At 65.4% G+C, this 25474-nt stretch carries 19 protein-coding genes; 4 read left to right on the forward strand and 15 right to left on the reverse strand.

The genetic code is table 11. The features are described 5' to 3' along the window. Genes GVM20_RS01030 through GVM20_RS01040 form a run of 3 tightly spaced genes read left to right on the forward strand, consistent with a single transcriptional unit; the run spans position 1 to position 7928 of the window. Positions 1 to 1953 carry a heme-binding protein gene (locus tag GVM20_RS01030; RefSeq protein WP_166545441.1) on the forward strand — a complete coding sequence of 651 codons (1953 nt, stop codon included), beginning with the start codon at positions 1 to 3 and terminating at the stop codon, positions 1951 to 1953. Next, positions 1954 to 3807, forward strand: a complete 1854-nt coding sequence (locus GVM20_RS01035; protein WP_166545442.1) for a hypothetical protein — start codon at positions 1954 to 1956, stop codon at positions 3805 to 3807. It abuts the gene before it with no gap. Then, positions 3807 to 7928, forward strand: a complete 4122-nt coding sequence (locus GVM20_RS01040; protein ID WP_166545443.1) for a hypothetical protein — start codon at positions 3807 to 3809, stop codon at positions 7926 to 7928. The genes GVM20_RS01035 and GVM20_RS01040 overlap by 1 nt, the downstream gene beginning before the upstream one ends. Before the next feature lie 122 nt (positions 7929 to 8050). Here GVM20_RS01040 and GVM20_RS01045 read toward each other — a convergent pair whose 3' ends face one another. The 4 genes from GVM20_RS01045 to GVM20_RS01060 are packed head-to-tail and all read right to left on the reverse strand — an operon-like array spanning position 8051 to position 14166. Further along, positions 8051 to 8938, reverse strand: a complete 888-nt coding sequence (locus tag GVM20_RS01045) for a phosphodiesterase (protein ID WP_199799390.1) — start codon at positions 8936 to 8938, stop codon at positions 8051 to 8053. Continuing rightward, complete coding sequence (locus GVM20_RS01050; protein WP_166545444.1) at positions 8935 to 10749, reverse strand: cytochrome c3 family protein; 1815 nt, start codon at positions 10747 to 10749, stop codon at positions 8935 to 8937. Before GVM20_RS01050 ends, GVM20_RS01045 begins: the two co-directional genes overlap by 4 nt. Before the next feature lie 13 nt (positions 10750 to 10762). Next, a complete protein-coding gene (locus tag GVM20_RS01055; RefSeq protein WP_166545445.1) occupies positions 10763 to 11629 on the reverse strand; it encodes a hypothetical protein in 867 nt (288 codons plus the stop codon). Further along, positions 11629 to 14166 carry a cyclic nucleotide-binding domain-containing protein gene (locus tag GVM20_RS01060; protein ID WP_166545446.1) on the reverse strand — a complete coding sequence of 846 codons (2538 nt, stop codon included), beginning with the start codon at positions 14164 to 14166 and terminating at the stop codon, positions 11629 to 11631. Before GVM20_RS01060 ends, GVM20_RS01055 begins: the two co-directional genes overlap by 1 nt. Positions 14167 to 14274: 108 nt before the next feature. Between GVM20_RS01060 and GVM20_RS01065 the strand changes: the two genes are divergently transcribed. Further along, on the forward strand, positions 14275 to 15225 hold the full coding sequence (locus GVM20_RS01065) for a tetratricopeptide repeat protein (protein WP_166545447.1): 951 nt from the start codon (positions 14275 to 14277) through the stop codon (positions 15223 to 15225). Positions 15226 to 15346: 121 nt separating this feature from the next. On the opposite strand, the gene GVM20_RS01070 is transcribed toward GVM20_RS01065, so the two are convergent. From GVM20_RS01070 to ccoO, 11 genes are all read right to left on the reverse strand, one after another. Continuing rightward, a complete protein-coding gene (locus GVM20_RS01070) occupies positions 15347 to 15829 on the reverse strand; it encodes a hypothetical protein (protein WP_166545448.1) in 483 nt (160 codons plus the stop codon). 404 nt (positions 15830 to 16233) lie between these two features. Continuing rightward, entirely contained in the window at positions 16234 to 17589 is a 1356-nt protein-coding gene (gene gdhA / locus GVM20_RS01075; protein WP_166545449.1) for an NADP-specific glutamate dehydrogenase, read from the reverse strand. Positions 17590 to 17711: 122 nt separating this feature from the next. Continuing rightward, on the reverse strand, positions 17712 to 18986 hold the full coding sequence (gene hemN, locus GVM20_RS01080) for an oxygen-independent coproporphyrinogen III oxidase (protein ID WP_166545450.1): 1275 nt from the start codon (positions 18984 to 18986) through the stop codon (positions 17712 to 17714). Between the two features lie 78 nt (positions 18987 to 19064). After that, the gene (locus GVM20_RS01085; RefSeq protein WP_166545451.1) at positions 19065 to 19295 is read right to left on the reverse strand and encodes a hypothetical protein; all 231 of its coding nucleotides are present in this window, start codon (positions 19293 to 19295) and stop codon (positions 19065 to 19067) included. After that, entirely contained in the window at positions 19292 to 19441 is a 150-nt protein-coding gene (gene ccoS / locus GVM20_RS01090; RefSeq protein WP_166545452.1) for a cbb3-type cytochrome oxidase assembly protein CcoS, read from the reverse strand. The genes GVM20_RS01085 and ccoS overlap by 4 nt, the downstream gene beginning before the upstream one ends. Then, a complete protein-coding gene (locus GVM20_RS01095; protein ID WP_166545453.1) occupies positions 19438 to 21561 on the reverse strand; it encodes a heavy metal translocating P-type ATPase in 2124 nt (707 codons plus the stop codon). Before GVM20_RS01095 ends, ccoS begins: the two co-directional genes overlap by 4 nt. Beyond that, positions 21558 to 22013, reverse strand: coding sequence for a FixH family protein (locus tag GVM20_RS01100; protein WP_166545454.1), 456 nt, complete (start codon positions 22011 to 22013; stop codon positions 21558 to 21560). Before GVM20_RS01100 ends, GVM20_RS01095 begins: the two co-directional genes overlap by 4 nt. Then, positions 22010 to 23449: a cytochrome c oxidase accessory protein CcoG gene (ccoG, locus tag GVM20_RS01105; protein ID WP_166545516.1), complete on the reverse strand. Its 1440-nt coding sequence runs from the start codon at positions 23447 to 23449 to the stop codon at positions 22010 to 22012. The genes GVM20_RS01100 and ccoG overlap by 4 nt, the downstream gene beginning before the upstream one ends. Before the next feature lie 130 nt (positions 23450 to 23579). After that, entirely contained in the window at positions 23580 to 24527 is a 948-nt protein-coding gene (ccoP, locus tag GVM20_RS01110; protein ID WP_166545455.1) for a cytochrome-c oxidase, cbb3-type subunit III, read from the reverse strand. Next, complete coding sequence (locus tag GVM20_RS01115; RefSeq protein WP_166545456.1) at positions 24520 to 24681, reverse strand: cbb3-type cytochrome oxidase subunit 3; 162 nt, start codon at positions 24679 to 24681, stop codon at positions 24520 to 24522. The genes ccoP and GVM20_RS01115 overlap by 8 nt, the downstream gene beginning before the upstream one ends. Then, a complete protein-coding gene (ccoO, locus tag GVM20_RS01120; protein ID WP_166545457.1) occupies positions 24678 to 25460 on the reverse strand; it encodes a cytochrome-c oxidase, cbb3-type subunit II in 783 nt (260 codons plus the stop codon). Before ccoO ends, GVM20_RS01115 begins: the two co-directional genes overlap by 4 nt. Positions 25461 to 25474 lie beyond the last annotated feature (14 nt).

The raw sequence follows: 25474 nt of genomic DNA on the forward strand, positions 1-25474 counted from the left end.
ATGCGCAAGGGGGGGACATTCTGGGTTGCAGCGAGCGCCTTGGTGCTCGCCTCCTGCGGGGGCGGAGGCAGCAGTTCGGGCGGCGGCGGCGCAACCGGCGGTGGACCCGCGCCGACACCCACGCCGCCGCCTGCCGGACAGGTGTTTTCCGTCCCTGCCGCCGAAAGTCTCACCAGTGCGGAAGTCGGCACGATCATCGCCCAGGCCGCCGCCGAAGCGCGGGCGCGCGGGGTGGCAGCGACCATCGCGGTGACGGATCGGGTGGGGAACGTGCTCGGCGTCTTCGCCATGCCGGGAGCCGCGGGCACCGCGCGCATTCCCTCCGCGCCCGATGGCAGCAATCAGGACGCGCAGGGTCTCACGATCCCGAGCGCCGGAGCGGCCATCGCCAAGGCGATCACCGGCGCGTACCTGTCGAGCGGCGGCAACGCCTTTTCCAGCCGCACGGCGAGCTTTATCGTGCAGGAGCATTTCCCGCCTGCGCCGACCACCGCAGGCCTCGAAAGCGGCCCGCTGTTCGGGGTGCAGTTCAGCCAACTGCCATGTTCCGATCTCGCCGCGCGGGCGAGCGACGGGTTTATCGGCCCCAAGCGCTCACCGCTGGGCCTCGCAGCCGACCCCGGCGGCTTCCCGCTCTACCAGAATGGCGTGGTCGTCGGCGGCATCGGGGTGATTGCGGACGGCAGTTACAGCTTCGACCCCAACGTGCTCGACCGCGATGCCGATGTGGACGAGGCGATTGCGCTCGCCGGGACGGTGGGCTTCGAAGCCCCGATCAACATCCGTGCCGATCGCATCACTGCTGACGGAACCTCGCTGCGCTATACCGACGTTGAATACCCGCAGATCAGCAATGTCGCAGGCGCGAGCTTTGCCAGCACCGCAGGGGCGCTGGTGCCGGTTACGGGCTATTACATGGGAACGGCGCTGCTGGCGGGCGCGACCTACGGCACCGAGGCTTCGGGCGTGCGCGCGTCGAGTGCGGCCGAGTTTGCCAACCGCGACGCCTTCGTCCTGTCGAACGGCGCGGGGGCGAACCGCTTTCCGGTGCGCGGCGGAACGGACGTGGGCGATGTGGCGAGCCCACTGACCGCGGCTGAGGCGCGGGTGATCCTTGAAGAAGCCTTCACCGTGATGAGCCGCGCGCGGGCGCAGATCCGCCAGCCGCTCGACAGCCGCGCGCAGGTGACGATCAGTCTGGTCGACACGCGCGGGCAGGTGCTGGGCCTTGTCCGCTCTCCCGATGCGCCGATCTTCGGCATTGATGTGAGCTTGCAGAAGGCGCGCACTGCCAATTTCTTCTCGGGCGCGTTTGCCGCCAATGAGTTGCTGGCGGCGGGCGGCGAGGTGACGCAATTCGTCGCGCGGACGCGCAGTTTTCTCGGCGATCCTGCCGCGCTGACGGGGGGCACAGCATTCTCCGACCGCGCCAATGGCAACCTCTCGCGGCCATACTTCCCCGATGGTGAGGTGGGCCAGCCGAATGGCCCACTGTCGCGTCCGGTCCAGCAGTTCAATCCGTTCTCGACCGGGCTGCAAAGCGCGCTGATCGTCGGCAATCTCGCGCAGCATCTCGCCTTCGTCACCGGAGCCAGCGCGCAGGACACCCCGCGCAGCTGCACCACCCTGCCGCAGATCGCGGGCGGCAATTCGCGGCTGGCGAACGGCATCCAGATCTTCCCCGGCTCGGTGCCGGTCTATCGCGGCAATGTGCTGGTCGGCGGCATCGGGGTTTCGGGGGACGGGATTGATCAGGACGACATGATCAGCTTCCTCGGCCTGCATAACGGCGCGAACCGCGCTGGCGGGGGCCTGGGCAATGCGCCGCCCGCGATCCGCGCGGACCGGATTGTCGTTGCGGTTGGCAATCGGCAAGTGCGGCTGCGCTACGTCAATTGCCCCTTTGCGCCCTTCCTCGATACGGCCGCGCAGAACGTGTGCGAGGGGCTGTAGATGGGCTGGCTGCTCCCTGCGCTGCTGCTGCTCCAGACGAGCCCCGCGCCCGAAGAGGTGCAGGCCCAGCCTGCGCCCCCCGGCGAAGAACCGTCGCAGGATTGGGAACAGGATGTCCCGCCGGTCGACCCCGAGATCATCGATGGCCGCCAGCGCCCCGGCTACACCGCCCCGTTGCCCGAACGGATCGAACAAAACAACGAAGGCGCTATCCGCGCGCCGCCGCCCAGCGCCTTTCCGACCGACCAGCTCCCCATTCCCGATCGCTGGCGGCTGATCGAGAGCCTCGGGCTGGTCAAAGAGAACCTGTTCGATCCCTATAACCAGAACACCTACAAGGGCGACCGGCCGATCAACCGGGCCAAGGTGCCGTGGCTGCCGATCAAGGAGGACGACTGGTTCTTCGTCGCCAACCTCATCAGCGATTCTGTCTACGAACCGCGGACCTTCCCCATTCCCGTCGGCGTGCAGACCACTGAAGACCCCGACCGCAACGACGTGTTCGGCAACGACTTCAGCCAGGTTTTCAGCCAGACCTTCATTGCTGGGTTCGCGCTGCTGAAAGGTTCGACCACCTTCAAGCCGCCGAGCATCGAATACCGCGTCACGCTGGCTTACAACGTCAACTATGTCGACGTGCCCGAACGGCGCGTGCTGTTTGTGGAACCCTCACGCCCCAGCCACCGGCTCGACCATTTCCTCGGGGTGCAGGAAGCCTTCGTCGATTACCACTTCAGCCAGTTCGACAATGACCGGTTCGATTTCATCTCGATCCGCGCCGGCATCCAGCCGTTCCAGTCGGATTTCCGGGGCTTCCTGTTCAACGACCAGCAGCTGGGCGTGCGCCTGTTCGGATCGCGCGACAACAACCGCTTCCAGTTCAACCTCGGCGCGTTCTGGCGGCTGGAGAAGGACACCAATTCCGGCCTCAACGCGATCCTGCGCAGCCCGCGCGATGACTTCGTCTTCGTCGCCAATGCCTATCGTCAGGACTTTCTGATCCCGGCGCTGACCAGCCAGATCACCGTGGTTTACAACATGAACCGCGAGGCCGACGATATCCAGATCGACACCAACGGCTTCCCGGTGCGCCCGGCGCTGCTGGGGACGCTGAGGGGCCGCGAATATGACGCGGTCTATCTCGGCTACAATGTCGACGGGCGGCTGGGGCGGGTGAACCTCACCGGCAGTTTCTACTGGGCGTTGGGGGAGGACCGGAACAGTTTCTTCACCGACCGCCCGGCCCATATCAACGCGCAGTTCGCGGCGGTTGAAGCGAGCTATGACCGTAACTGGATGCGTTTCCGCCTGTCCGCTGCCTATTCGAGCGGGGATAGCGATCCCTATGACGATACCGAAGGCGGGTTCGACGCGATCTTCGAAAACCCGGTCTTTGCGGGCGCGGATACGTCCTACTGGATCCGCCAGACGATCCCCTTTGCGGGCGGTGGCCGCGCGGTCAGCATCAATGGCCGCAATGGTCTGCTGAATTCGCTGCGTTCCTCCAAGGAACAAGGGCAGAGCAATTTCAACAACCCCGGCCTGATCCTTGCCGGGGTCGGCGCGGATTTCGATCTGACGCCGCAGTTCCGCGTGTCAGCCAACGCCAACCACCTGTGGTTCGAGAACACCGCCACCCTGCAAGTGCTGCGCAACGAAGGCTCGATCCCGCGCGAGATCGGCTTTGACCTGTCGGCCGCCGCGATCTGGCGGCCCAAGGCCAATCAGAACCTCGTCTTCCGTCTGTCTGCCGCAACGCTGGTTGCCGGCGACGGCTTCAAGGACCTGTTCACCGCGCGCGGCGGCGGACAGGAGTTTGTTTCGATCCTCGCCAACGTGGTGCTGACCTACTGATGCTGAAGCTTGGCCAATCCCTCACCCGACACATCGCGCTGCTGGCTGCGGCGCTGGTGCTCGCCGTCTCGCTGTTCGCAGGCACAGGCATCGCGGCGGACAAGGAGAAGCCGGTCAAGCGTGACTACACCGCCGTCTTCGCGCCGCCCGCACCGCAGCGGCAGTCGGTGGCGGAGATGGAGGCCAAGTCCGAAGGTTGCAACACCTGCCACGTCAAGACCGATGCGCCGACGATGCACGTCTCGCCCGCCGTTCGGCTCGGCTGCACCGATTGTCATGGCGGCAACCCCAAGGTGCGCGGCAATTCGGAGCTGCCCCACGACCACCCCGATTACGTCGCCGCCCGCGACACCGCCCACGTGCTGCCGACATATCCCGACAGCTGGCACTTCCCGTCCTCGGCCAACCCCAAGCGGTCCTATGCGCTGCTCAACAAGGAAGCGCCGGAGTTCGTGAAGTTCGTGAACCCGTCCGACTACCGCGTCGCGCGTGAGGCTTGCGGCTCGTGCCACATTCAGGCGATTGAGGCGGCGGAGCGATCCATCATGGCGTCAGGCGCGATGCTGTGGGGCGGGGCGAGCTACAATAACGGGATTCTGCCGTTTAAGAACTACCTGCTGGGCGAAGCCTATACCCGCGACGGATTGCCCGCGAAGATCACCTCGCCCGGTGCGGGGCCGGGGGGCGTGCTGTCGGAAGATCAGGTCGCGCGCGGCGTTCTGGCCGAGATGTATCCGCTACCCACCTGGCAGGTGATCCCGCCGGGCGATGTGTTCCGCGTGTTCGAGCGCGGCGGGCGCACAATCAATTCGCAGTTCCCCGAAATCGGCCTGCCCAATCCGTCCGGTGCGATCCAGCGTTTGGAGGAACCCGGTCGGCCAGACCTCAAGCAATCCAATCGCGGCCCGGGCACCGGGCTTCGGGTGGCGATCCCGGCGCTCAACATCCACAAGACCCGCCTCAATGATCCCTTCACGTGGTTCCTCGGGACCAATGACCAGCCGGGCGATTACCGCCATTCGGGCTGTGCGAGCTGCCACGTGGTCTATGCCAATGACCGCGAACCGCGCCACTCGCTGATCTACGCACAATATGGGCGTGACGGGCAGACGATCACCGCTGATCCGACCATCGCGGAAAAGATCGAGCATGCAGCGGCGGGCCATGACGAGAAGACCAGCGGCCACGGCGCGGTGAAGCAACCGGGCCATGACGATCACGATCACGAAGCGGCTCCGGCCAAGCGCGCGGATGACGGGCTGACGGTTGCCGGGCAGCTGAAGGAAAAGGGCCACCCGCTCCAGCACGTCTTCACGCGCGCGATCCCGACCAGCCAGTGCATGAACTGCCACATGCACCAGCCCAACATCTTCCTGAACTCGTTCCTCGGCTACACGATGTGGGATTATGAGAGTGACGCGCCCGCGATGTGGCCCGAAAAGCAGAAATACCCCACCGCCGAGGAAGTGCGCGCGATCAACGACCGCAATCCCGAAGCCGCCGCCGCGCGCGGCAAGTGGGGCGATCTGGAATTCGTGCGCAACGTCTATGACCTCAACCCGAAGCTGAAAGACACCCAGTTCGCCGATTATCACGGCCACGGCTGGAACTTCCGCGCGATCTTCAAGCGGGACCGCGAAGGCAATCTGCTGGATGCTGAGGGCAAGATCGTCGACCCTGACGATCCGGAGAAATGGCGCAAGGAAGGCGAGGGCAAGTTCGTCCCCGCTGGTGTGAACCCCGGCAAGGCGGTCCACATGATGGACATCCACGCCGAAGTCGGCCTGCAATGCGCTGATTGCCATTTCGAGCAGGACAGCCACGGCAACGGCCTCATCTATGGCGAGGTCGCCAATGCGATCGAGATCACCTGCAAGGATTGCCACGGCACGCCCGACGCCTATCCCACCCTGCGCACCAGCGGCCCCGCCGCGCCGCCCGAGGGCCATGACCTCAGCCTGTTGCGCAACCCCGATGGCAAGCGTCGGTTCGAATGGATGGAAGGCGCAGACGGCAGGCGCAAGCTGATCCAGCGCTCGATCGTCGATCCGAAACTCGAATGGGAGATGAGCCTCGTCAAGGACTCGGTCGACCCCGCCACTCCGGTGTTCAACGCCAAAGCGGCGCGGGCGAAGCTTGTGAGCCGTTACGGGGCCGAGACCGGCAATTTCGAGTTTGGCACCGGCATCGGGATCGACGACCGCGCGCACCGCGATCCCGAAATGGCGTGCTTCACCTGCCACCTTTCGTGGACGACGAGTTGCGGCGGATGCCACCTTCCGATTGAGGCGAACTGGAAGACCAAGAGCCACCGCTACGAAGGCGGCGAGACCCGTAACTTCGCCACCTACAACCCGCAGGTCGCGCGCGACGAGATGTTCCAGCTCGGCAAGCACCAGACCACCAAGGGCAATCAGGTCGCCCCGGTCCGATCATCCTCGGCGCTGGTGCTGTCGTCGACCAACATCAACCGCGAGCGGATCTATGTGCAGCAGCCGCCGATTTCGGCCATCGGCTTCTCGTCCCAAGCCTTCGCGCCGCACTTCCCGCATACGGTGCGCAAGACCGAAACCAAGACCTGCACCGATTGCCACCTGTCGGCCAAGGACGACAACAACGCGATCATGGCACAGCTCTTCCTGCTCGGCACCAATTACGTCAACTTCGTCGGGCTGAACGCCTGGACCGGCCTCGAAGGCGGATTCCAGGCCACCCGCGTCACCGAATATGACGAGCCGCAGGCGGTGATCGGCTCTTACCTCCACCGCTATGCCTACCCCGATTGGTGGGGTCTCCACGTCGAACAGAACGGGCGCGAGCTGAAGAACTGGGTGCGCGGCAAGACCTTCGATGCCAAACTGAGCGGCGAGACCCAGCCGCTGGAAGAATTCGTCAACGTCCACGAAGGCACCAGCGACCGCGTCGGCTGCCTGCAACTGCGCGGCGAATACATGTTCGTCGCCAGCGGCAGGGGCGGGTTCACAGCCTATGACGTGGCCAGCATCGCCAACAAGGGCACTTCGGAACGCATCCTCAAGGGGCCGTTCTCTGCGCTGGGGCATGACACCAACGTCAAGACCACCAACGCCACCTGCATGGCGCTGCCCACCAACCAGCCGATTGCCCCGACCCGCAGCACCCCCGAATTGCGCGTGATCAATCAGGAACAGGCCTTCCTGCCGATCTACAACTATGCGGTCGTCACCGATGCGGTCGAGGGCCTGATCCTCGTCAACGTCAACACGTTGGCGGACGGCGAATTCCGCAATAACAGGCTGACCCGCAAGGTGTTCACCGATGGTTCGGACGCATGGAACCCTGGCGGGGTGCTGACCGGTGCGCGGCATATCGTGCTGGCGGGCGAGGTTGCCTTCATTACGTCCGACAAGGGGCTGGTGGTAGTCGATCTCGCCAACCCCGATGCACCCAAGATCGCCGCCGTGCGCGAGCTGCGCGATGCGCGCGCGTCGGCGGTGCAGTTCCGCTACCTTTGGGTCACGGACGCGGACGGGGTGAAGCTGTTCGACATCACCGCGCTGCGCGCGCCGGTGGCGGTGCCGGAGGGAACCGTGCCGCTCGCCGATGCGCGGCGGATGTATATCGCGCGCACCTATGCCTATGTCGCGGCCAAGGGAGAGGGTCTGGTGATCCTCGACGTGAAGAACCCGCGCAGCCCCCGGATTTTCCAGAAGGTGACGCTGGACGGGACTTTGAATGATGCCGAAGATGTGATCGTCGGCACCACCAACGCCTCGCTGTTCGCCTACGTGGCGGACGGGCGGAACGGGATGAAGGTGTTGCAACTCACCAGCCCGGACAGCCAGCGCAATTTCTACGGCTTCAGCCCCGCGCCGGTGCCGGAGCTGATCGCCTGGGCCAAGACACCCAGCCCTGCGATTGCGCTCTCCAAGGGCCTCGATCGTGACCGTGCGGTGGACGAGACCGGCGGGCAGATGGCGGTGTTCGGTCGCCTGGGCTCGCGGCCCTTCACCCGGCCCGAGATGGAGCGCCTGTTCATGACCCGCTCTGGCGTGCCGTGGAAGGTCAGCGATGATGTCGACATGAAGCGCTGGGTCGGCGTGGCGCCGGCGGGAGCGCAACGGGCGGCGGCGGGGAAGTAGGTTCTCAATTCGTCATTGCGAGGAGCCGAAGGCGACGCGGCAATCCAAGGACTATCCTCGCCTAATGGTTCGCGGGCAGCTCATGGATTGCTTCGCTACGCTCGCAATGACGAATTAGGGGCCTAATCCCTTTCCGCAAACATGCCTTCGATCATCGGTTGCAGCCCGGCATGGAACCGCGCCAGCACCTCCCAGTCACCCACCCGCTCGTAATGCGATACCAGCGCTTCCCCGTCCCAGCGGTGGAGCGCATAGGTCGGTGGCTCGGTGGTGATGAGCTCGCGGTTGTCGGGCACGTCCTTGTTGATCGGGTTCAAATCCATCGCCACCAGCGGCGCGACCGAAGGTGTGACGCCGAGCGGGATACCCGCAAACTGCGTGGTGATCTGGCGATGCAAGTGCCCGCAATGGATCGCCTGCACTTGCTGTTGTCCCTCCAGCACCGCGCGCAGCCGCATGATCCACGGCTCGTCCGGCGCGGGGTCCATCCAGTCGATCCCGGCGACCACCGGGGGGTGGTGCATGAAGATCAGCGTCGGCGCGTCGGGAGCCTCGGCCAGCCGCTCCGCCAGCCAAGCGGCGCGCGCTTCGCAGAAGGCCCCGCCGTGACGGCCGTCCTCCAGCGTGTCGAGGCAGATGATCCGCAAGCCCAGCGGCGCGTCGATGACATAGTGCAGGAACCCGCCGTCTGCCGGAACGACCTGCGGAAAAGCGCTGAGCAGCCCAGCGCGGCTATCGTGATTGCCGACCAGCGGGATGATCGGGCAGGGGCAGCCCTTCAGCATCTCCGCCGTCTTGGCGAAGCTCTCGGGATCACCGTGATCGGTAATGTCGCCGGACAGCACCAGCAGATCGGGCCGGTTGGGGCCCTCAAGCAGCCGCGCCAAAGTCGCGCGGAAGCGGGTGAGGTTCAGCTCTTCGGGCTGTTCGTCAGGGGCAAAGCCGACGTGAATGTCGGTCATCTGTGCGATCAGCACAGCACGCCCGGCGGAAGGAGCCGCCCCGCTCATGGCTTTTGCCCAGCCGTGGCCGAAACCGCCGCGACCTTCGTCTTGGGAGGAGCAGGCGGCGGCTTGTAATGCGGGGCGGGGCCTGTGGGTTGCCCCAAGCCCGTCCATTGCCCGGCAGGCAGGTGATAGGCGTGACACATCGCGCAATCGCTCGGCACGATCTTTTTGGTCTTCACCGCGGTCGCGCCGAGGTGACACTCGCGGCAGCTCTTGAGGTCAGGGATCAGCAGATCGCTCGCCACCTTGGAGGTGTCCGCCGCGTGGCAATCGGTGCACTTTTCCTTCTTGTGCGCCTCGTGGTTGAAATAGCCGCTGGTGAGGAAGCGGTCGGGCAGGTTCACCGGCATGAGATCGGCTTGCCCGGTCGGGACGCGGGTCGGCAGGTGGCATTCGGCGCAGACCCCGCCCGCCGACAGCGCGTTCGACAGCCCGATATAGGCGCGCACCGGGCGACCGAAATCCGCGCGATAGGGCGAGGCGCTGCCGATCTGGCCGGGCCGCTGGCGGGACGGGCCGACACGCGGGCGAGGGCCGGACGAAATCCGGGCGAGGTCCTCAGCCAGATCCTTGATGTCGCCGTGGCGCAGCTTGCTGAAGCCGCCCGCCGCGGTGCGTCCGGAGACCAGACTGTGGCAGCCCTCGCAGGAGTCCTCCATCTTCACCTCCTTGAACGACACTCGGTCGGATGTCAGGGTATGACAATCTTTGCATTCCAAAGGTTTACCATATTGTGACAGGCTCACCGCCATCCGCGCCGCGCCGCCGCGCGCGTTCAGGTGGATATCGTGCGGGAAGACGAGGCCGGAGCGTTCGACCGGCTTCGTGCCAGCCGCCGCGTGCACGGGCTTGGCCGCGCCGAAGCTGGCGAAATAGACCGGGCGGAATTGCGGGTGGCCCTTGCCGAAATCATGGGCGTTGGCGAGCGCTGTGTCGGTGAGGCGCGTGTCGAGCTTCGCGTGGCAGTCCGAACAGAACGCCTCACCACCGGCAGGTTGGCGCTTGGGGCCTTCGTGTTCCGAATGGCACGCAACGCAGCCCAGCGGGCCTTCCTTGCCGAAGCCTTCCGCGATCTTCCATTGTAGCGCGTCGCCCGGTGTCAGCGCGGGGCTGCCTTTGGCAAGGCGCGGCATCGGCGCATGATCGCCGGTGTCCTTGTGGCAGGAGATGCAGGTTTCATCCTGCACGCTTTTGAAGGCGTCGACGTGGCAGCTTTCGCAAGTGTCTTCGAGACTGTGGTGCTTGAGCGACAATTCCCCGCTGGTCCATGCGCTGTCCATCAGCACGGTGCCTGGGGTCTTGCCGGTCGGATCGGGCTTGGCAGGCGCGCGCAGCAGGTGGCTGGCGACTGGCACCAGCAGCAGCAATAGCAGGATCGCGCCCGCAAAGGCCCAACTCATCGCGCGCTTGGACGGCAGCACGCTGGCAAGCGCAAAGCCGCGCAGGGCGTCGCCCTTACCTTCATCGGCCACAACCTGACGGATGGTGATAATCGTCCGCCCATCCGCCTCTCGCGCCACCGCCAATCGCGCTGCGCCGAGCGCGATTTCGCCCCCGGTGCGCGGGTCGATGGTGCCTTCCGTGACCACCCGGCCGTCGAGCGCGAAGCCCAGCGTGCCGAGCGCTGCGACTGACAGTGTCCCATCGCCTTGCAGGTCGATCCGCACATGGTTCTGCTCGACGGCAAGATCGGGCAGGTGGATGTCGTTCTCGGCGGCGCGGCCGATGGTGAGGCTGTTCTGCTCGACCACCCGGTCACGAATGATCTCGCGCCCCGCTGCGGTGAAATCGATGGTGCGGATCAGGAACGCCACGCCGTCCGCTCCCTCACCAATAGTAGAACACAGAGATCACATGCGCGGTCAGCGCGGCGATCAGGGCGATGGTAAGGGGCACGTGGATGAACAGCCAGATTTCCAACATCGCCCGTATACGCAAGGCCCCGCGGATCTGGGCGAGTTGATCACGCCGCCGCTCCAGCAGCGCGGTGACGCGGGTCTCGGCCTCGGAGGCGTGGCCCATGCCCTGCAAGGCGCGCGCGGTGGCACACCCCGGATAGCTCCCCGTCAGTCGCGCAATCGGCCCGCCGTAGAACACATCCTGCGCCAAGGCCGCGATCACTAGGTCGGCCTCGGTCCGGCCCAACGGCTGCGCGGCGCTTTCGAGCTGGCGGTCAATCGCGGTCAGCGCGTCGAGCATTTGCGCGCGGGTCATCTCCTTGCGGTTGGCGCTGAGGCTGGCGGGCAGGGTCGCATAGACCACCACCCCGTAAATACCTGTCGCGATCACCAGCAGCATCAGGACATAGGCGAGCGTGTGGACGTTCCAGCCGATCTGGAAGCCGGTGTGCAGCGTTCCCACCACCACCAGCGACAGGCCGAGATAGACGTGTGCGGAAGTCCACGCCTTGAGGCTCCAGGCGCCCGGGTTGATCCGCCGCTTCCTCACCCCCAGCAGCGAAAGCCACAGGATCAGCCCCACCCCGATGGTGCCGAGCGTATAGCCGTACCACGTCCCGCCATTGGGACGCGGCTCCTGATCGATCAGGACATAGCCCGCGATGCTCGCCGCGCTGAGCGCCAGCGCGATCCACAGCCAGCGGTAGCCGCGATGCTTGAGAAAACTGACATGATCGGAATCGCGCCGCTTCTCGTCCTGCGTGAACCTGCCCGTGCCGCCTGCCTTGGTCGCCATTATTCCGCGTCCTCGGTCAGCTTGGTGAAGGTCAGGAACTTGTCGGGGCTGACGCGGATCGCCGCGCCGGTGGGGCAGGCGCGCACGCAGGCGGGGCCGCCGTCGATGCCGGAGCACATGTCGCACTTGATCGCCTGCTTGGGCTTGGCCGCGCCCTCTTTCTCGGCCCCTTTCTTGCGCCAGCTATAGGACGCCTCGCCCGGGCCGGGGCCCTTGCCGAACAACATCCATTGCAGCAGGCTCGGCTTCTTGGGCGGCTTGGCGTCCATGCGGATCACGCCATAGGGGCAGTTCCTCTGGCAATTGCCGCAGCCGATGCAGGTCTCGTCGATGAAAACCTCGCCATCCGGGCCGCGCTTGATCGCGTTGGGCGGGCAGTCGGCCATGCAATGCGGGTGTTCGCAGTGGCGGCACGAGGTCGGCACGTGGAGGTGGGCGTAGGTCTTGCCCGCCTCCCGGTCGAGCCGCGAAAGCCCGTCATGGCTGTCGGCACAGGCTTTCTCGCAATTGTCGCAGCCGATGCACAGCTTCTCGTCGATCAGCAGCACGTCGGTCGCCTCGCCGATGCCGTTGTCGACAAGGAACTGCGCGGTCTTGGAATAGAGATCGACCGCGCCGGAAAAGCTGTCTTTCTGCCCTTCGATAAAGGCGTTGGTGGCGCGGCGCGTGGCCATGTCGGTCATGGCCCGCTCGCGCAGCTTGGGGTTTTTCGCCAGCAGTTCGAGGAAGCCCTCGCCCGGCAGGCGGATCACTTCGGACTTGATCGCGGCCTTGACCGTGGCGGTGCGCGCGCTCCCGTCGATCACCGCCATTTCCCCAAAATAGGAACCTGCGGGGAGGTAAGACAGGAACACCGGCCGGTCGCCGATCTGCTTTTCGACGATCATCGAGCCGCGCCGGATAATGAAGACGTCCTTGTCGTCCGCGCCTTCGGTGACGACCACCTCGCCCGCGCGCTTTTCCATCACCTGCGCGGCTTCGACCAGCGGGGCGACATCCTCGCGGGTGAGGCCGGATCCGAACATCTGGAGCAATTGCCGCTCGATCGAGATGCGCTGGATCTCCGCCTTGGCCGAGGGCACCTGCGATTGCAGCTTGAGCGCGGCGAGGCGCGAGATTTCGACCACGATGGTGTCTTCGGCCGCGCGGATTGTAGCCCCGCGGCGGCGGCCCGAGATCAGACCAACCTCGCCAAAGATCGAGCCTGCCTCGATGGGAATGGTGATCGACGGATCAGCCGGGTTTACTTCCACCGCGACCGACCCACTGGCGATCCCGAACAGCGATGATCCGGGCGCATTGCGTTCAAAAATCACCTCGCCGGGAGCGAAGAACTTCGCCTCGCTGTCCAGCATGAATTCGCGCATCTGCAACGGGTTCATGCCGTTCAGGATCGACACGTTGGTGCGCAGGAACTCCAGCCATTCGTCCGTGCTGAGATTGCCGGGAAGCCCTGCAAACTTGGCCGCGATGATCGGCTCGTCGGCGGGCTTCAGTGCGGTGTTGCCGTTGATGAACTCGATGACGTCATGGCCCTGGTTCATGCAGTGTTTGATCAGCGGGTATCCTGCCAACGCTCCGATCACGAAGATGCCGGGCGCGGTGCTTTCGAACACCGGGGAGAGCTTGGGGAAGGCGCTGCGGTCCTCGCTCGAAAACTCGATCCCGCATTCCTCGACAAAGGCGCGCGGCGGGGCCGATCCGATGCGGGCGATGATCCGGTCGCACGGGATGCGGATTTCGCCGTCGCGAGTGGTGAGCGTGATCCAGCCCGGCTCGATCGCCTTGGTCTCGCTCTCGGTGCGGACCATCAGCTTGCCCGCTTCGTGATCGGCCATCAGTGCTCTGACGTTTGCCGCCTTGGCGGTCGGAAATTCGATCCCCCGATTGAGGATCGAGACGGTGTTTCTCTGCGCCGGGTCTTCGGCGAGGCCGCGCGCGTTCTCGATCCCGGCGTCCCCGGTGCCGACGATGACGATGTGCTCGTCGACATACTCCGCCGGATCATTGAGCTGATACTGCACATGCGGCAGGTCCGCACCGGGGCAGCGCATCCGGTTCGGATTGCCCTGCGTGCCGATGGCGAGGATGATGTTTTCCGCCATCACCACCTCGCCGTTCGTCAGCTCGATCGCATAGGGCGGAGCGTGGCGCTGGATTTCGCGCACGGATTTGGTGCCGTCCCGCGCGCGGGTGACGAGTTGCTGGACGCTGCCGGGGATCGCTGCGCCGGTGCCGCGGATCGCCTTGGCTTCGGCGTGGTATTTCACATTGACCTTGTGGCCCGCGATCTGCTCGTCCCACAGCCCGAGGATCGCCTCGCGCTTGCCCGCCTCGAAGTCGATGTCGGAGCGCAGCACCAGATTGCTGGGCGTCGCCATGACGTGCTTGCCCTTCTGGTATTTGTAGATCGTGTCCGACAGGTGGTCGGTCTTTTCAAGCAGCACATGGCTCAGCCCGAGCGCCGCTGCACGCGCGGCTGCGCTTAGTCCGGCAGGGCCAGACCCGATGATCGCGACTGTGTAAACATCGCCCACCTATCCTCCCCCTTGGATAGCGCGCACCCCGAGAGGCACCATACCCAAAACGGCCCCTGACGCCAGAGCGAATTGCCCCGCTGGGCCACTGGTGCTAGCCGGTTTGGCATGGCGTCAGACACACAACAGACAGCGGGCGGAGCGTCCAAGGCGGGCTGGGTTCTGCTGGGGGCGGCCTTGCTGCTGGCGGCAGGCTCGATCGGGTTCAATGTGTACCAGGGATCGGGCGGCGCGAACGCGCCTGCGGCTCCGACAGACGGCACCGCGACCATCGAACAATTGCGCGCTGCGGCTGAGGCATCGAAGGACGATGCGGGGCCGTGGGGCGACCTCGCCTTCGCCTATTTCGGGCAAGGCCAATATGCCGAGGCCGCCGCCGCCTATCGCCGCGCCTTGCAGATTGCGCCGGACGAGGCGGTGCTGTGGTCGGCGCTGGGCGAGACGCTGGTGCTGGCGAGCGAACGCGATCCGCTGCCGGCCGAGGCTTTGGCCGCGTTCCAGAAAGCGGTCGCGCTGGACGCCACCGATCCGCGCGCGCGGTATTTCCTCGCGGCGAAAAAGGATCTCGACAAGGATCACGAAGGCGCGCTGGCCGCGTGGCTCGATCTGCTCGCCGATAGCCCCCCCGGTGCGCCGTGGGAGGCCGATCTGGTGCGGACCATCGAGCAGGTCGGCAAGATGAACAGCATCGACGTTGCCGCCCGCATCGCCAAGGCGCAAGCGGCGCGCCAGCCCGCGCTGCTGGCGCCCGGATCGGGGAGCGTCGCAGGTGAAGCGGCGTCACCTGCCCTACGCGGGCCGAGCGCGGCGGATGTCGCGGCGGCAGGCGCGATGAAACCCAGCGAACAACGCCAGATGGCCGAAGGCATGGTCGCGCAGCTTGAGGCGCGGCTTCAGAGCGAGCCGAAAAACGTCGATGGCTGGGTGATGCTGATGCGCAGCCGCATGACGCTGGGCGAACCGGCGAAGGCCAAGGCGGCGCTGGAGGCGGCGGTCAAGGCAAACCCCGGCGCGGCGGCGGAATTGCGCGCGCAGGCAGCGGGGCTGGGGGTCAGCTAGGGCAAGCGGTCGTTCGGGCGCGCCTTCGCCGTGGTGACGGGCCAAGGATGCCCGAGAGGTCGGCCAGAGCGGCAGGTTGCAGGAATATGCCGCATCGCTGCGGATGACGGGGATTGGGTGGTTAGCTGACACCCGCATTGTCGCTGGCCGAAACCCTGAATGGAAACTCCCGAAGGTGTTTCCCAGCTAGCTCGACTTTAGAGAGCGCAGTCCCAGACTTTCCGGCCAACTCTTGGAACTCTGCTAGCTTCTCGCTCACGCACCAATCCGCGAGTTGAATGAGCCGGTCGAGAAAATGGTCGATCTCAACCGCAGTTTCCGGTGAGCGAATGGGGATGAAGAAGTCGCCGAGATTTATGAGTAGAACGATGGCAGGATTGATCTTGTCATCCGTCCCGTCGCTTTCAAACCAAAATGACCCGCCGTAGCCGCTTCGCTTGAAAGCTGACCGCCACCATTGCTCTTGATAAGATATCGAAAGGTCATTGCTATGCCAGAGAAGCAAGCGCGGCTCGTCCTTTCGGCCGCTTACTGAGATGCCCCGTGCCTGTGCTCGCTCTCGCAAGCTGTCCAAGGCCCAGCGCTTATACTCCTTCGCATCCATTTGATAAGAATAGCTTCGACGCTGTGGTAAGCAAGCCTGATGTCCGTATTGGGGTCGCTTGCTGACTGGCAGGTTTTAGCCCCACTTGCGCCGATAGCGGACATTCGCGCTCCGTTTCCTACAGCCTTGCGCCCCGCTACATCTGTGCGCGACCGGCTCTTTCCTATCGTTGTGCGCACGGCCTAGCGAGGCCGCCTCTGGCGGAAAACACGTCTTGTTCCCTCTGTCCGTCCGCCCCCGACAATGGCAAGTAAAATTATGATTTCAATATAGAAAACTGTTTTTTGGGAAGGTGACAGGGTGTCACCTTTGTCACCTTCCCGACAGTCGCCCGATGCAAAAAGGCCCCCCGCGCCCTGGTGGGAGCGTGAGGCCCGATTGTCCGGCAGGCCGGTGCGTTGCGCTTACACCACCCCGAATGCCAGCATTGCATCGGCGACCTTCTTGAAGCCCGCGATATTCGCGCCCTTCACATAGTCGATATAGCCGCCGCCCTGATCGCCGTAGCGGATGCAGGAATTGTGGATGCCGGCCATGATGTCCCTGAGCATCTGCTGGAGCTCGTCTTCCTTCCATGACCGGCGTTCTGAGTTCTGGCTCATTTCCAGACCCGACACCGCCACGCCGCCCGCGTTCGAGGCCTTGCCGGGCGCGTAGAGCAGCTTGGCGGCCTTGAAGATGTGCACGCCGTCGAGATCGGTCGGCATGTTCGCGCCTTCGGACACCGCGCGGCAGCCGTTGGCGACCAGCATTCTGGCATCCTCGCCCAGCAATTCGTTCTGCGTGGCGCAGGGCAGGGCGACATCGCAGGGCACGCCCCACGGGGTCTTGCCGGCGTGGAAGGTGGCCTTGGGGAAGGCCTCGACATATTCCTCTATGCGCCCGCGGCGGTGGGTCTTATGGGTCTTCACCCAGTCGATCTTCTCCTGATCGATACCGTCGGGATCATGGATGAACCCGCCACTGTCGGACAGGGTCAGCACCTTGCCGCCCAGTTGCACGATCTTCTCCGCCGCATGGGTCGCGACATTGCCGCTGCCTGAAATCACCGCGGTCTTGCCTTCAAGGTTCTCACCCTTGGTCGCCAGCATATTCTCAAGGAAATAGACCGCGCCGTAGCCGGTCGCCTCGGTGCGGATCAGCGAGCCGCCCCATTCCAGACCCTTGCCGGTCAGCACGCCGGTGAAGTTGTTGGTGATGCGCTTGTACTGGCCGAACATGAAGCCGATCTCGCGCCCGCCCACGCCGATATCGCCCGCCGGAACGTCGATATCCGCGCCGATGTGGCGGTAGAGCTCGGTCATGAAACTCTGGCAGAAGCGCATGATCTCGCGCACGCTCTTGCCCTTGGGGTTGAAGTTCGACCCGCCCTTGCCGCCGCCCATGGGTAGGCCCGTGAGTGCGTTCTTGAAGGTCTGTTCAAAGGCGAGGAACTTCAGCACGCTTTCCGTCACCGAAGGGTGGAAGCGGATGCCGCCCTTGTAGGGGCCGATGGCGTTGTTGTTCTGGACACGCCAGCCGCGCTGGACGCGGATGTTGCCGGCATCGTCCTCCCAGCACACCCGGAAGGACACCACGCGGTCAGGCTCGGCAATGCGGCGGAGGATTTGTTGGGAGTGGTACTCCTCCTTGTCCTCCATGAATTCGAAGATGTCTTCGGCCACTTCCTGGACCGCTTGCACAAATTCCGGCTGGTGCGGATTGCGCTTTTTGACGCCCTCCATGAAGCCATTCAGGTCGACGTGGTCGGTCACTGCCATGATATTTCCCCCCCCAATATTGCTTGTATGCGCGCGATAGAGACTCCGCTTGTCGGTTTGCGGCAAACTATCAGGGCAAATTGCAATTCATGCAAGGAGCGAGGCATGCCGTCGGATGGTGGTCAGATCGCCGAACTGAAACTGCGTTGATTGGCCGCGCGGTAACTGTCGAACATGGCGGCGATCACCCGGGCATAGGGCAGACCGCCGGGCAGAATGGCGAGCCGGTTGCCATCGAGCCGCGCCAGCCCGGTGGTGGTGAAGGGGGCGAGCCGATCCTGCACCTCGGCCAGCAGGCACGGCGAAAGCTCCGCTGCGCCTTGGCACAGCAGCGCCTCGATCACGCCGCCGCGCAAGGCATCTTGCGGTTTGCGCACGATTCCGTGGTTGGCGGAGAGGCGCCCCTCGCCCGATAACTGGCGGTATCGGCCGGTGTGTTTCTCGTTCTGCGCGAGGAGGCCCGGAAAGCCGCTGACCGCGCTCGCGCCCATGCCGATCAGCACGTCGGAGGGATCATCGGTAAAGCCCTGGAAATTGCGCCGCAGCGTGCCGTTGCGCACTGCTGCGGCCATCGGGTCATGCGGCAGGGCGAAGTGATCGAAGCCGATTGCGTCATAGCCATGCCCGGTCAGCATCGCGTGGGCCTGGCTCGCCATCGTGAAGCGCGCCGCCGCGCCCGGCAGGGCGTCTTCGGGGATCATCGCCTGACGCGGCACCAGATGCGGGACATGGGCATAGCCGAACACCGCCACCCGGTCCGCGCCGAGCTTGCGGGTGTATTCGAGGCTGTCTTCCAGATCCGCCTCGCTCTGGTGCGGCAGGCCATACATCAGATCGAAATTGAGACTGGTGACGCCTGCGCCCCGCAGCAGGTCAACGCTGCGACAGATCATGGTGAGCGATTGCTCGCGCCCGATCGCCTTCTGGCAATGCGCGGCGAAGGTCTGCACCCCCATGCTGGCGCGGGTGATGCCAACTTCGCCCAGCACCGGCGCCCATTCGGGGGTGAGGCTGCGCGGATCGAGTTCAATCGACCATTCGGGAGCAAACAGCGGGAAGTGGGCATGGATCGCATCCACAAGGCTCAGGAATTCGCCCGGTTCGATCGCGTTCGGGCTGCCGCCGCCAAAGGCGATCCGCCGCACCCGCGTGCCTTGCGGGAGCAGGCTGGCGACCGTCGCGATCTCCTGATGCAGTGCGGCGAGATAACTCTCCACTCGCGCGCGCTTGTCCGAGGCGCCGGTGTTGCAGCCGCAATAGTAGCAGATCTTCTCGCAGAACGGGATGTGGAGGTAGAGCGAGATATCGCCCGACGCCTCGGCAATGGCGCGTTCGATTGCGCCATCCTCCAGCGGGCCGAAATCGGCGGCGGTGGGGTAGCTGGTGTATCGCGGCACCGGCGTGGCGAGGAGGTCGGGGCGGGTGGTCTGAGGTTCGCGTTAGCGAACCTCGCTACAAGGCGTCTTTGAGCGAGATCAATTCGTCCGCTTCGTGGCCTTTTGTTCGTTCTTTTCGCGGCAGGTGCCCGCGTGGCAACCCTTGGGGTGGCAGTTGCGGCTATCGTCTGCCGGGGCGTCGTCGCCGAGCGGGATGGTGATCGTGCCGCCATTGCACAGGGTCGCGGTGATCGCTCTGTGCTGAGCCGGATGCGGGCCGAGCATCACCGGCACCAGTGCGGCCAAGGCGAGGGAGAGGCCGCTGCTCACGCCTCGTCCTCCTCATCGATCAGGATGCGATTGGCGGCACCGTCCATGTCGTCATACTGCCCGTCCTTCATCGACCAGAAGAAGGCGACTAGGCCGAGCAAGCCCATGCCGAGCGCGATGGGGATGAGGAAGGCGAGGCCGGTCATTTGGCGGCTCCGGCCAGGCGCAGCGAGTTGGCGACCACCACCAGCGAACTCACCGACATGGCAATCGCCGCGATCAGCGGGGTGACGAGGCCGAACACCGCCAGCGGCACGGCGAGCAGGTTGTAGGCAATCGAGAAGCCGAAGTTCTGTCGCACGATCCGCATCGTGGCCTTGGCCACCCGCACCGCGAGAGCAACGGGCATCAGCCCTTCGCCGATGAATACCGCGTCGGCGGCTTGCTGGCTGGCGTCGGACGCGGTGCCGGGCGCGATCGAGGCGTGGGCGGCGGCGAGGGCGGGGCCATCATTCAGCCCATCGCCCACCATCAGCGGGCGGCGGCCTTGGGCTTTGAGCGCTTCCAGCACCGCGAGTTTCGCTTGTGGGCTGGCCTCAGCTTGCACGGTCAGGCCCAGCGCGCGGCCCATCGCGTCGACCGGCGCGGCGCGGTCGCCCGATAGGATGCTGGCGGTGATCCCCTCGGCGCGCAGGGCGGCGAGCGTGGCGGCGGCATCGCTGCGCATCGGGTCGGCAAAGGTGATGATCTGCGCGGCGTCCCCGATGCGCATAGTGGTGGCGAGCGCCTGTGCCTCGCCTTCCGGCTTCTCCAGCGCGGCTGCCACGCCCTGCCATTTGCCGGTCAGGCCGATGCCGCTTTCTTCGCGAATGTTGTCGATGACAGCGGGCTGCACCCCTTCGCGCAGCAGCGCAGCGGCGAGGCCCCGGCTCAAGGGATGGCGGCTCGCCTGCGCCAGACCCAGCGCGACAGTGCGGGCCTTGGCGCCCAGCGCGCTCACATCCGCGCGCGGTTCGCCCAGCGTCATTGTGCCGGTTTTGTCGAGCAGGGCGATGTCCACCTCGGCCAGGCGTTCCAGCGCGCTCCCATCCTTGACCAGCAGACCGCGCCGGAGCAGCGCGCCGCTCGCGACCACTTGCGCAGCAGGGACGGCGAGGCCCATCGCGCAGGGGCAGGTGATGATCAGCACCGCAATCGCGATGGTCAGCGACTGGTGTACACCCGCGCCCGCAATCATCCACCCGACGAAGGCCAGCGCGGCCAAGCTGTGCACCACTGGCGCGTAAAGCCGCGAGGCGCGGTCGGCGATGCGGACATAGTGGCTGCGCGATTGCCCCGCCTCATCCATCAGCCGCGCGATTTCAGCAATCGCGGTATCCTCGGCCACGCGGGTCAGGGTCACGCGGATCGGAGCGGAGAGGTTGATTGCGCCAGCATGGACGGCGCTCCCCGGCCCGACCGGCTCGGGCGCGCTTTCGCCGGTCAGCATGGCGTTGTCGATCGCGCTGATGCCGTCGACCACTTCGCCATCGGCCGCGAGAGCCTCGCCCGCGGCGACCAGCACCAGCATTCCGGGTTCCAGATCCTTGGCGGCAACGCGGCGGGTGGTGCCGTCCGGGGCGATGACGCTGGCGCTCTTGCCCATCCGCCCCAGCAAGGCGCCGATCCCGGCCCGTGTCCGCGTGCGCATCTCGGCATCGAGCGCGCGGCCTGCGAGGAGGAAGAACAACAGCATCACCGCGCTGTCGAAATAGGCGTGCGCGCCGCCGGTGATGGTCTCGTAGAGGCTGAGGCAGGTCGCGAGGATCACGCCAATCGAAATCGGCACGTCCATGTTGGTGCGCTTGTGGCTCAGCGCCATCCACGCCGAGGCGAAGAACGGACGACCCGCATAGGCGATCACCGGCAGTGCGATCAGCGCCGAGAGCCAGTGGAACAGCTCGCGCGTCGCCCCGTCCGCCCCTGACCAGACGCTGACCGACAGCAGCATGACATTCATCATGCCAAAGCCCGCCACACCCAATGCGCGGTTCAGCCGCTTGCGCTCCTCAACTTCGATCCCGAGAGGATTGTCTGCAACCGGCTGCGCTTCAAAGCCCAGCGCCAGCAGCGCGGCTGTCAGCGCATCTTCCCCCAGCGCCGGATCATGGCTGATCGCCACGCGCTTGGCCGAGAAATTGGCTCGCGCGGCAGCGATGCCTGCGAGTTTGGGCAATTCGCGCTCGATCTTGCCGATGCACCCGGCGCATTTCATGCCCGGCACGGTGAAGCGGGTCGAGACCAGCGGGCGGGCGTCGTCAGGGGTGAGGAGAGCGGGGGCGTTCATCGCAGATTGCTTTCCCCGGCCCATTCCTGCGCGCCTGCGCGGATGCCGATGTGCACTTGCCAGCGGCCTGCGCCCAGTGCCTCGTTGGAGAGCCAGCGGCCCTGGCCCTGCGGCGCAAAGGTCAGGCGGGCGGCCTCACGCTCACCAAGCGGGCGTTCGGCCTCGGCCGTGATCGCTGCCTCAGCAGGCACAGCGAGGGTTTCGAGCACAACCCGCCCATCCGCGCGGCGCTGCGGGATGGCCTGCCAGCCCAAGGCCTTGGAGGCTTCCGCCTTGTGGATCCAGCCATTGTAGTTCTGGCTGGCAACATAGGAATTGTCGATCACGGTGCCGTGGAAGCTCCCCACGGCATAGCTCGCCATGACGAGGTTAACTGCGATCACCACGCCGAACCCGCCGATGAAGACCATCGCCATGTGCTTGCCGGTGAACCTTGTGGTCTTGCTGGTCATTCGTCGTCCTCAGGCATGGCAAAGGTGGTTTCGGCGATGTCTTGCTCGCCCTGTTCGTCGAGCGAGGTCAGGCGAAAGGCGAAGTGTTCGCTCTCATCCTCATCCGTCCCCGGCGGTAGCATCACGTAGGCGCGCACGATCTTGGTCTCGTTGGCGGGCACGGCGATGACCTGCACGGGCGCGGCGTTTTCGACGCTGACGGCATCGGTCCACATCACCGCGCCGCGGGGCAGGCCCACCATCGCCACTTCCATCTCGCGCGGGCGGGCTTCCATATTGCGCAGGCGGAGCGTGTAGGCGTTGCGGACCGATCCGTCCTTCAGCAGCATGTAGGGCGGATTGCGGTCGGGCGAGACCGTGAGATCGGTGTGCGTGCGGGTGCCGAGCGCGAACAGCAGGCCTGCGCCAATCGCGCCCCAGACGCCGAAATAGAGGAAGATGCGCGGGCGCAGCAGGGCTTTCCATGCGGGCTTGGGAGGAGCCCCCGCCGCCTCGGCCTTGCACTGGTCCAATGTGGCATAGTCGATCAGCCCGCGCGGGCGGCCGACCTCAGCCATGACCTTGTCGCAGGCATCGATGCACAGCCCGCAGGTGATGCAGCCGATCTGCTGGCCTTCGCGGATATCCACCCCGGTGGGGCAGACCGCGACGCACATATTGCAGTCGATGCAGTCGCCATATTGGTCGGGGTTCTTGGCCGCCTTCTTGAGGCTCCCGCGCTGTTCGCCGCGCCAGTCCTTGTAGGTGACGATCAGTGATTTCTCGTCGAGCATCGCGGTCTGGATGCGCGGCCAGGGGCACATATAGACGCACACCTGTTCGCGCATGAACCCGCCGAGCCAGAAGGTCGTGCCCGTGAGGATCGCCACGGTCGCATAGGCCACCGGCGCGGCGTTGCCGGTCCAGAAATCCACCGTGAGGGTCGGCGCGTCGGCGAAATACATGATCCACGCGCCGCCGGTCCAGAAGGCGATGGCGAGATAGACCGTCCACTTGGCGAGCCGCCGGGCGGTCTTGGATGCGGTCCACGGCGCCTTGTCGAGCCGCGCGCGGGCATTGCGATCGCCGTCGAAGAAGCGGTCGACGTGCTGGAACACGTCAGTCCACACCGTCTGCGGGCAGGCATAGCCGCACCATGCGCGGCCCACCGCAGAGGTGACGATGAACAGACCTATGCCGGCCATGATCAGCATCCCGGCGACGAAGTAGAATTCGTGCGGCCAGATCTCGATATCGAACATGTAGAAGCGGCGATTGGCGAGATCGATCAGCACGGCTTGGTCGGGCGCGTATGGCCCACGGTCCCAGCGGATCCACGGGGTGATGTAATAGATCGCCAGCGTCACCAGCATCACCAGCCACTTGAAGCGGCGGAAGGGGCCGTCGATCCGCTTGTTGTGGACCGTCTTGCCCTTTTCGTAGAGCGCGCTGCCCATGAAGCCTGCGTCCTCCACCGTGGCGGCAGAGGCCGGACCAGCGGGCGCGGCGTCAGTGACGGACCTGAGCGCACCCGACCAGTCGCGGGGCTGCCCCGCTTGAGGTTGGGGGCGCGCGAGGTCCTTGGGATCAGCCATCGGTTTTGGCCTTCTCGGCGGTCTGGGCGACAGCGCCCGTGGTCGCCGGGGTGGGCGAGGTGTCAGGCTGGGCCGGAGCCGCCTGCTGCCCGCCGCCGCGCGAGTGAACATAGGCCGCCAGCATCTTGATCGTCACCGGATCGAGCCGGTCTTTCCAGGCGGGCATCACGCCGTGACGGGGGGCGAGGATCTGCTTCCGCACCGCCGCCTCACTGCCGCCATAGAGCCATATCGCGTCATTCAGCGCGGGCGCGCCCATTGCGGGCATTCCGGCTCCGGCAGGGCCATGGCAAGCGGCGCAGTTCTCGGCGAACAGCTGCGCGCCGGCCGGGTTGCCCTTGGCCTTGCCGCTGAGCGAGAGGACGTGGCTTGCCACAGCCGCGGTCTGGCCCGCATCCAGCACGCCTGCGAACGCGGGCATATAGTTCACGCGGGTATCGTCAGCGTTCTGCCAGCGGATGCCGTGGGTGAGGGTGTATTCGATCTCGGTCAGCGTGCCGCCCCAGATCCAGTCATCATCATTGAGGTTGGGATAGCCGAACTGCTGATACCCCGCCGCGCCTGCGCCGTGGCACTGCACGCAATTGACCTTGAACGCCGCTGCCCCGCCGGACACCGCCGCCTGCATCAGCTCGGGCGAGCCGGGGAGCTTTTCGATATCGGTCGCCGCGATCTTTTCGAACACGCTTTGGCGGGCCATGTCGGCGGCGCTCATCTCCTTGGCGAGATCGCCGCGGCTCGACCAGCCGAGCGTTCCGGCGGTCGCCTTGTCGATCATCGGCCAGGCCGGGTAGAGCACGACATAGACCGCCGCGAAGGCGATCGTGGCGTAGAAGGTCCACAGCCACCAGCGCGGCAGGGGGGTGTTCAGTTCCTCGATCCCGTCCCATTCATGGCCGACGGTCTCGGTGCCGGTGGGTTGGTCAATCCGCTTAGTCATTGTCGTCATCCCCGAAAATCGAGTGTTTGGCGGCGGCCACGTGGGGGCTGGCCCCCGGGCGGAAGTGCCACAGGCACAGCGTCAGATAGAGCGCGACGATCACCGCCAGCCCGTAGCTGTCGGCAAAGTGGCGAAGGGCGGTGTAGAGGGTCATCGGCCCTGCTCCCCACCCTGACTGGATTTCGTCAGCACTTCCTGCGCGGCGGCGCTGTTCACATCCACCAGCGTGCCGAGCATCTGGAGATAGGCGACCAGCGCATCCATCTCGGTCACGCGCCCCGGATCACCGTCAAAGTCGCGGACCTGCGCCTTGGGGTAACGGGTGGCGAGGTCGCCCGCGTCGGCATCCGGGTTGGCCTGCGCCATCAGATCGGAGCTGGCCTGCGCGATGGCGGTGTCGGAGTAAGGCACGCCGACGCGGCGCAGCGCGGTGAGGTTTGCTGCCGGATCGGCCACATGCAATTCGGCTTCGGCAAGGAAGCTGTAATTGGGCATGATGCTTTCCGGCACGACAGAACGCGGCGCCTTCAGGTGCTGGACGTGCCAGTCATCGGAATACTTGCCGCCGACCCGCGCAAGGTCAGGCCCGGTGCGCTTCGATCCCCACTGGAAGGGATGATCATACATGCTTTCAGCGGCGAGGCTGTAATGGCCATAGCGTTCGACCTCGTCCCGGAAGGGCCGGATCATCTGGCTGTGGCAGGTGTAACAGCCTTCGCGGATATAGATGTCCCGCCCTGCCTGCTCCAGCGGGGTGTAGGGGCGCATCCCCTCCACCTTCTCGATCGTGTTGTCGATCCAGAACAGGGGCGCGATTTCGACGATTCCGCCGATGGCTACCACCAGCAAGGTGGCCGCGGCGAGGAGGGTGACGTTCTTCTCAAGCTTCTTGTGGCCCTCGAAAACGTCGCTGTGCTGTGCATTCTTGCTCATGGCTGTGTTCCTAC

The sequence above is a fragment of the Porphyrobacter sp. SLTP genome (assembly GCF_009905735.1).
Taxonomy (GTDB): domain Bacteria; phylum Pseudomonadota; class Alphaproteobacteria; order Sphingomonadales; family Sphingomonadaceae; genus Erythrobacter.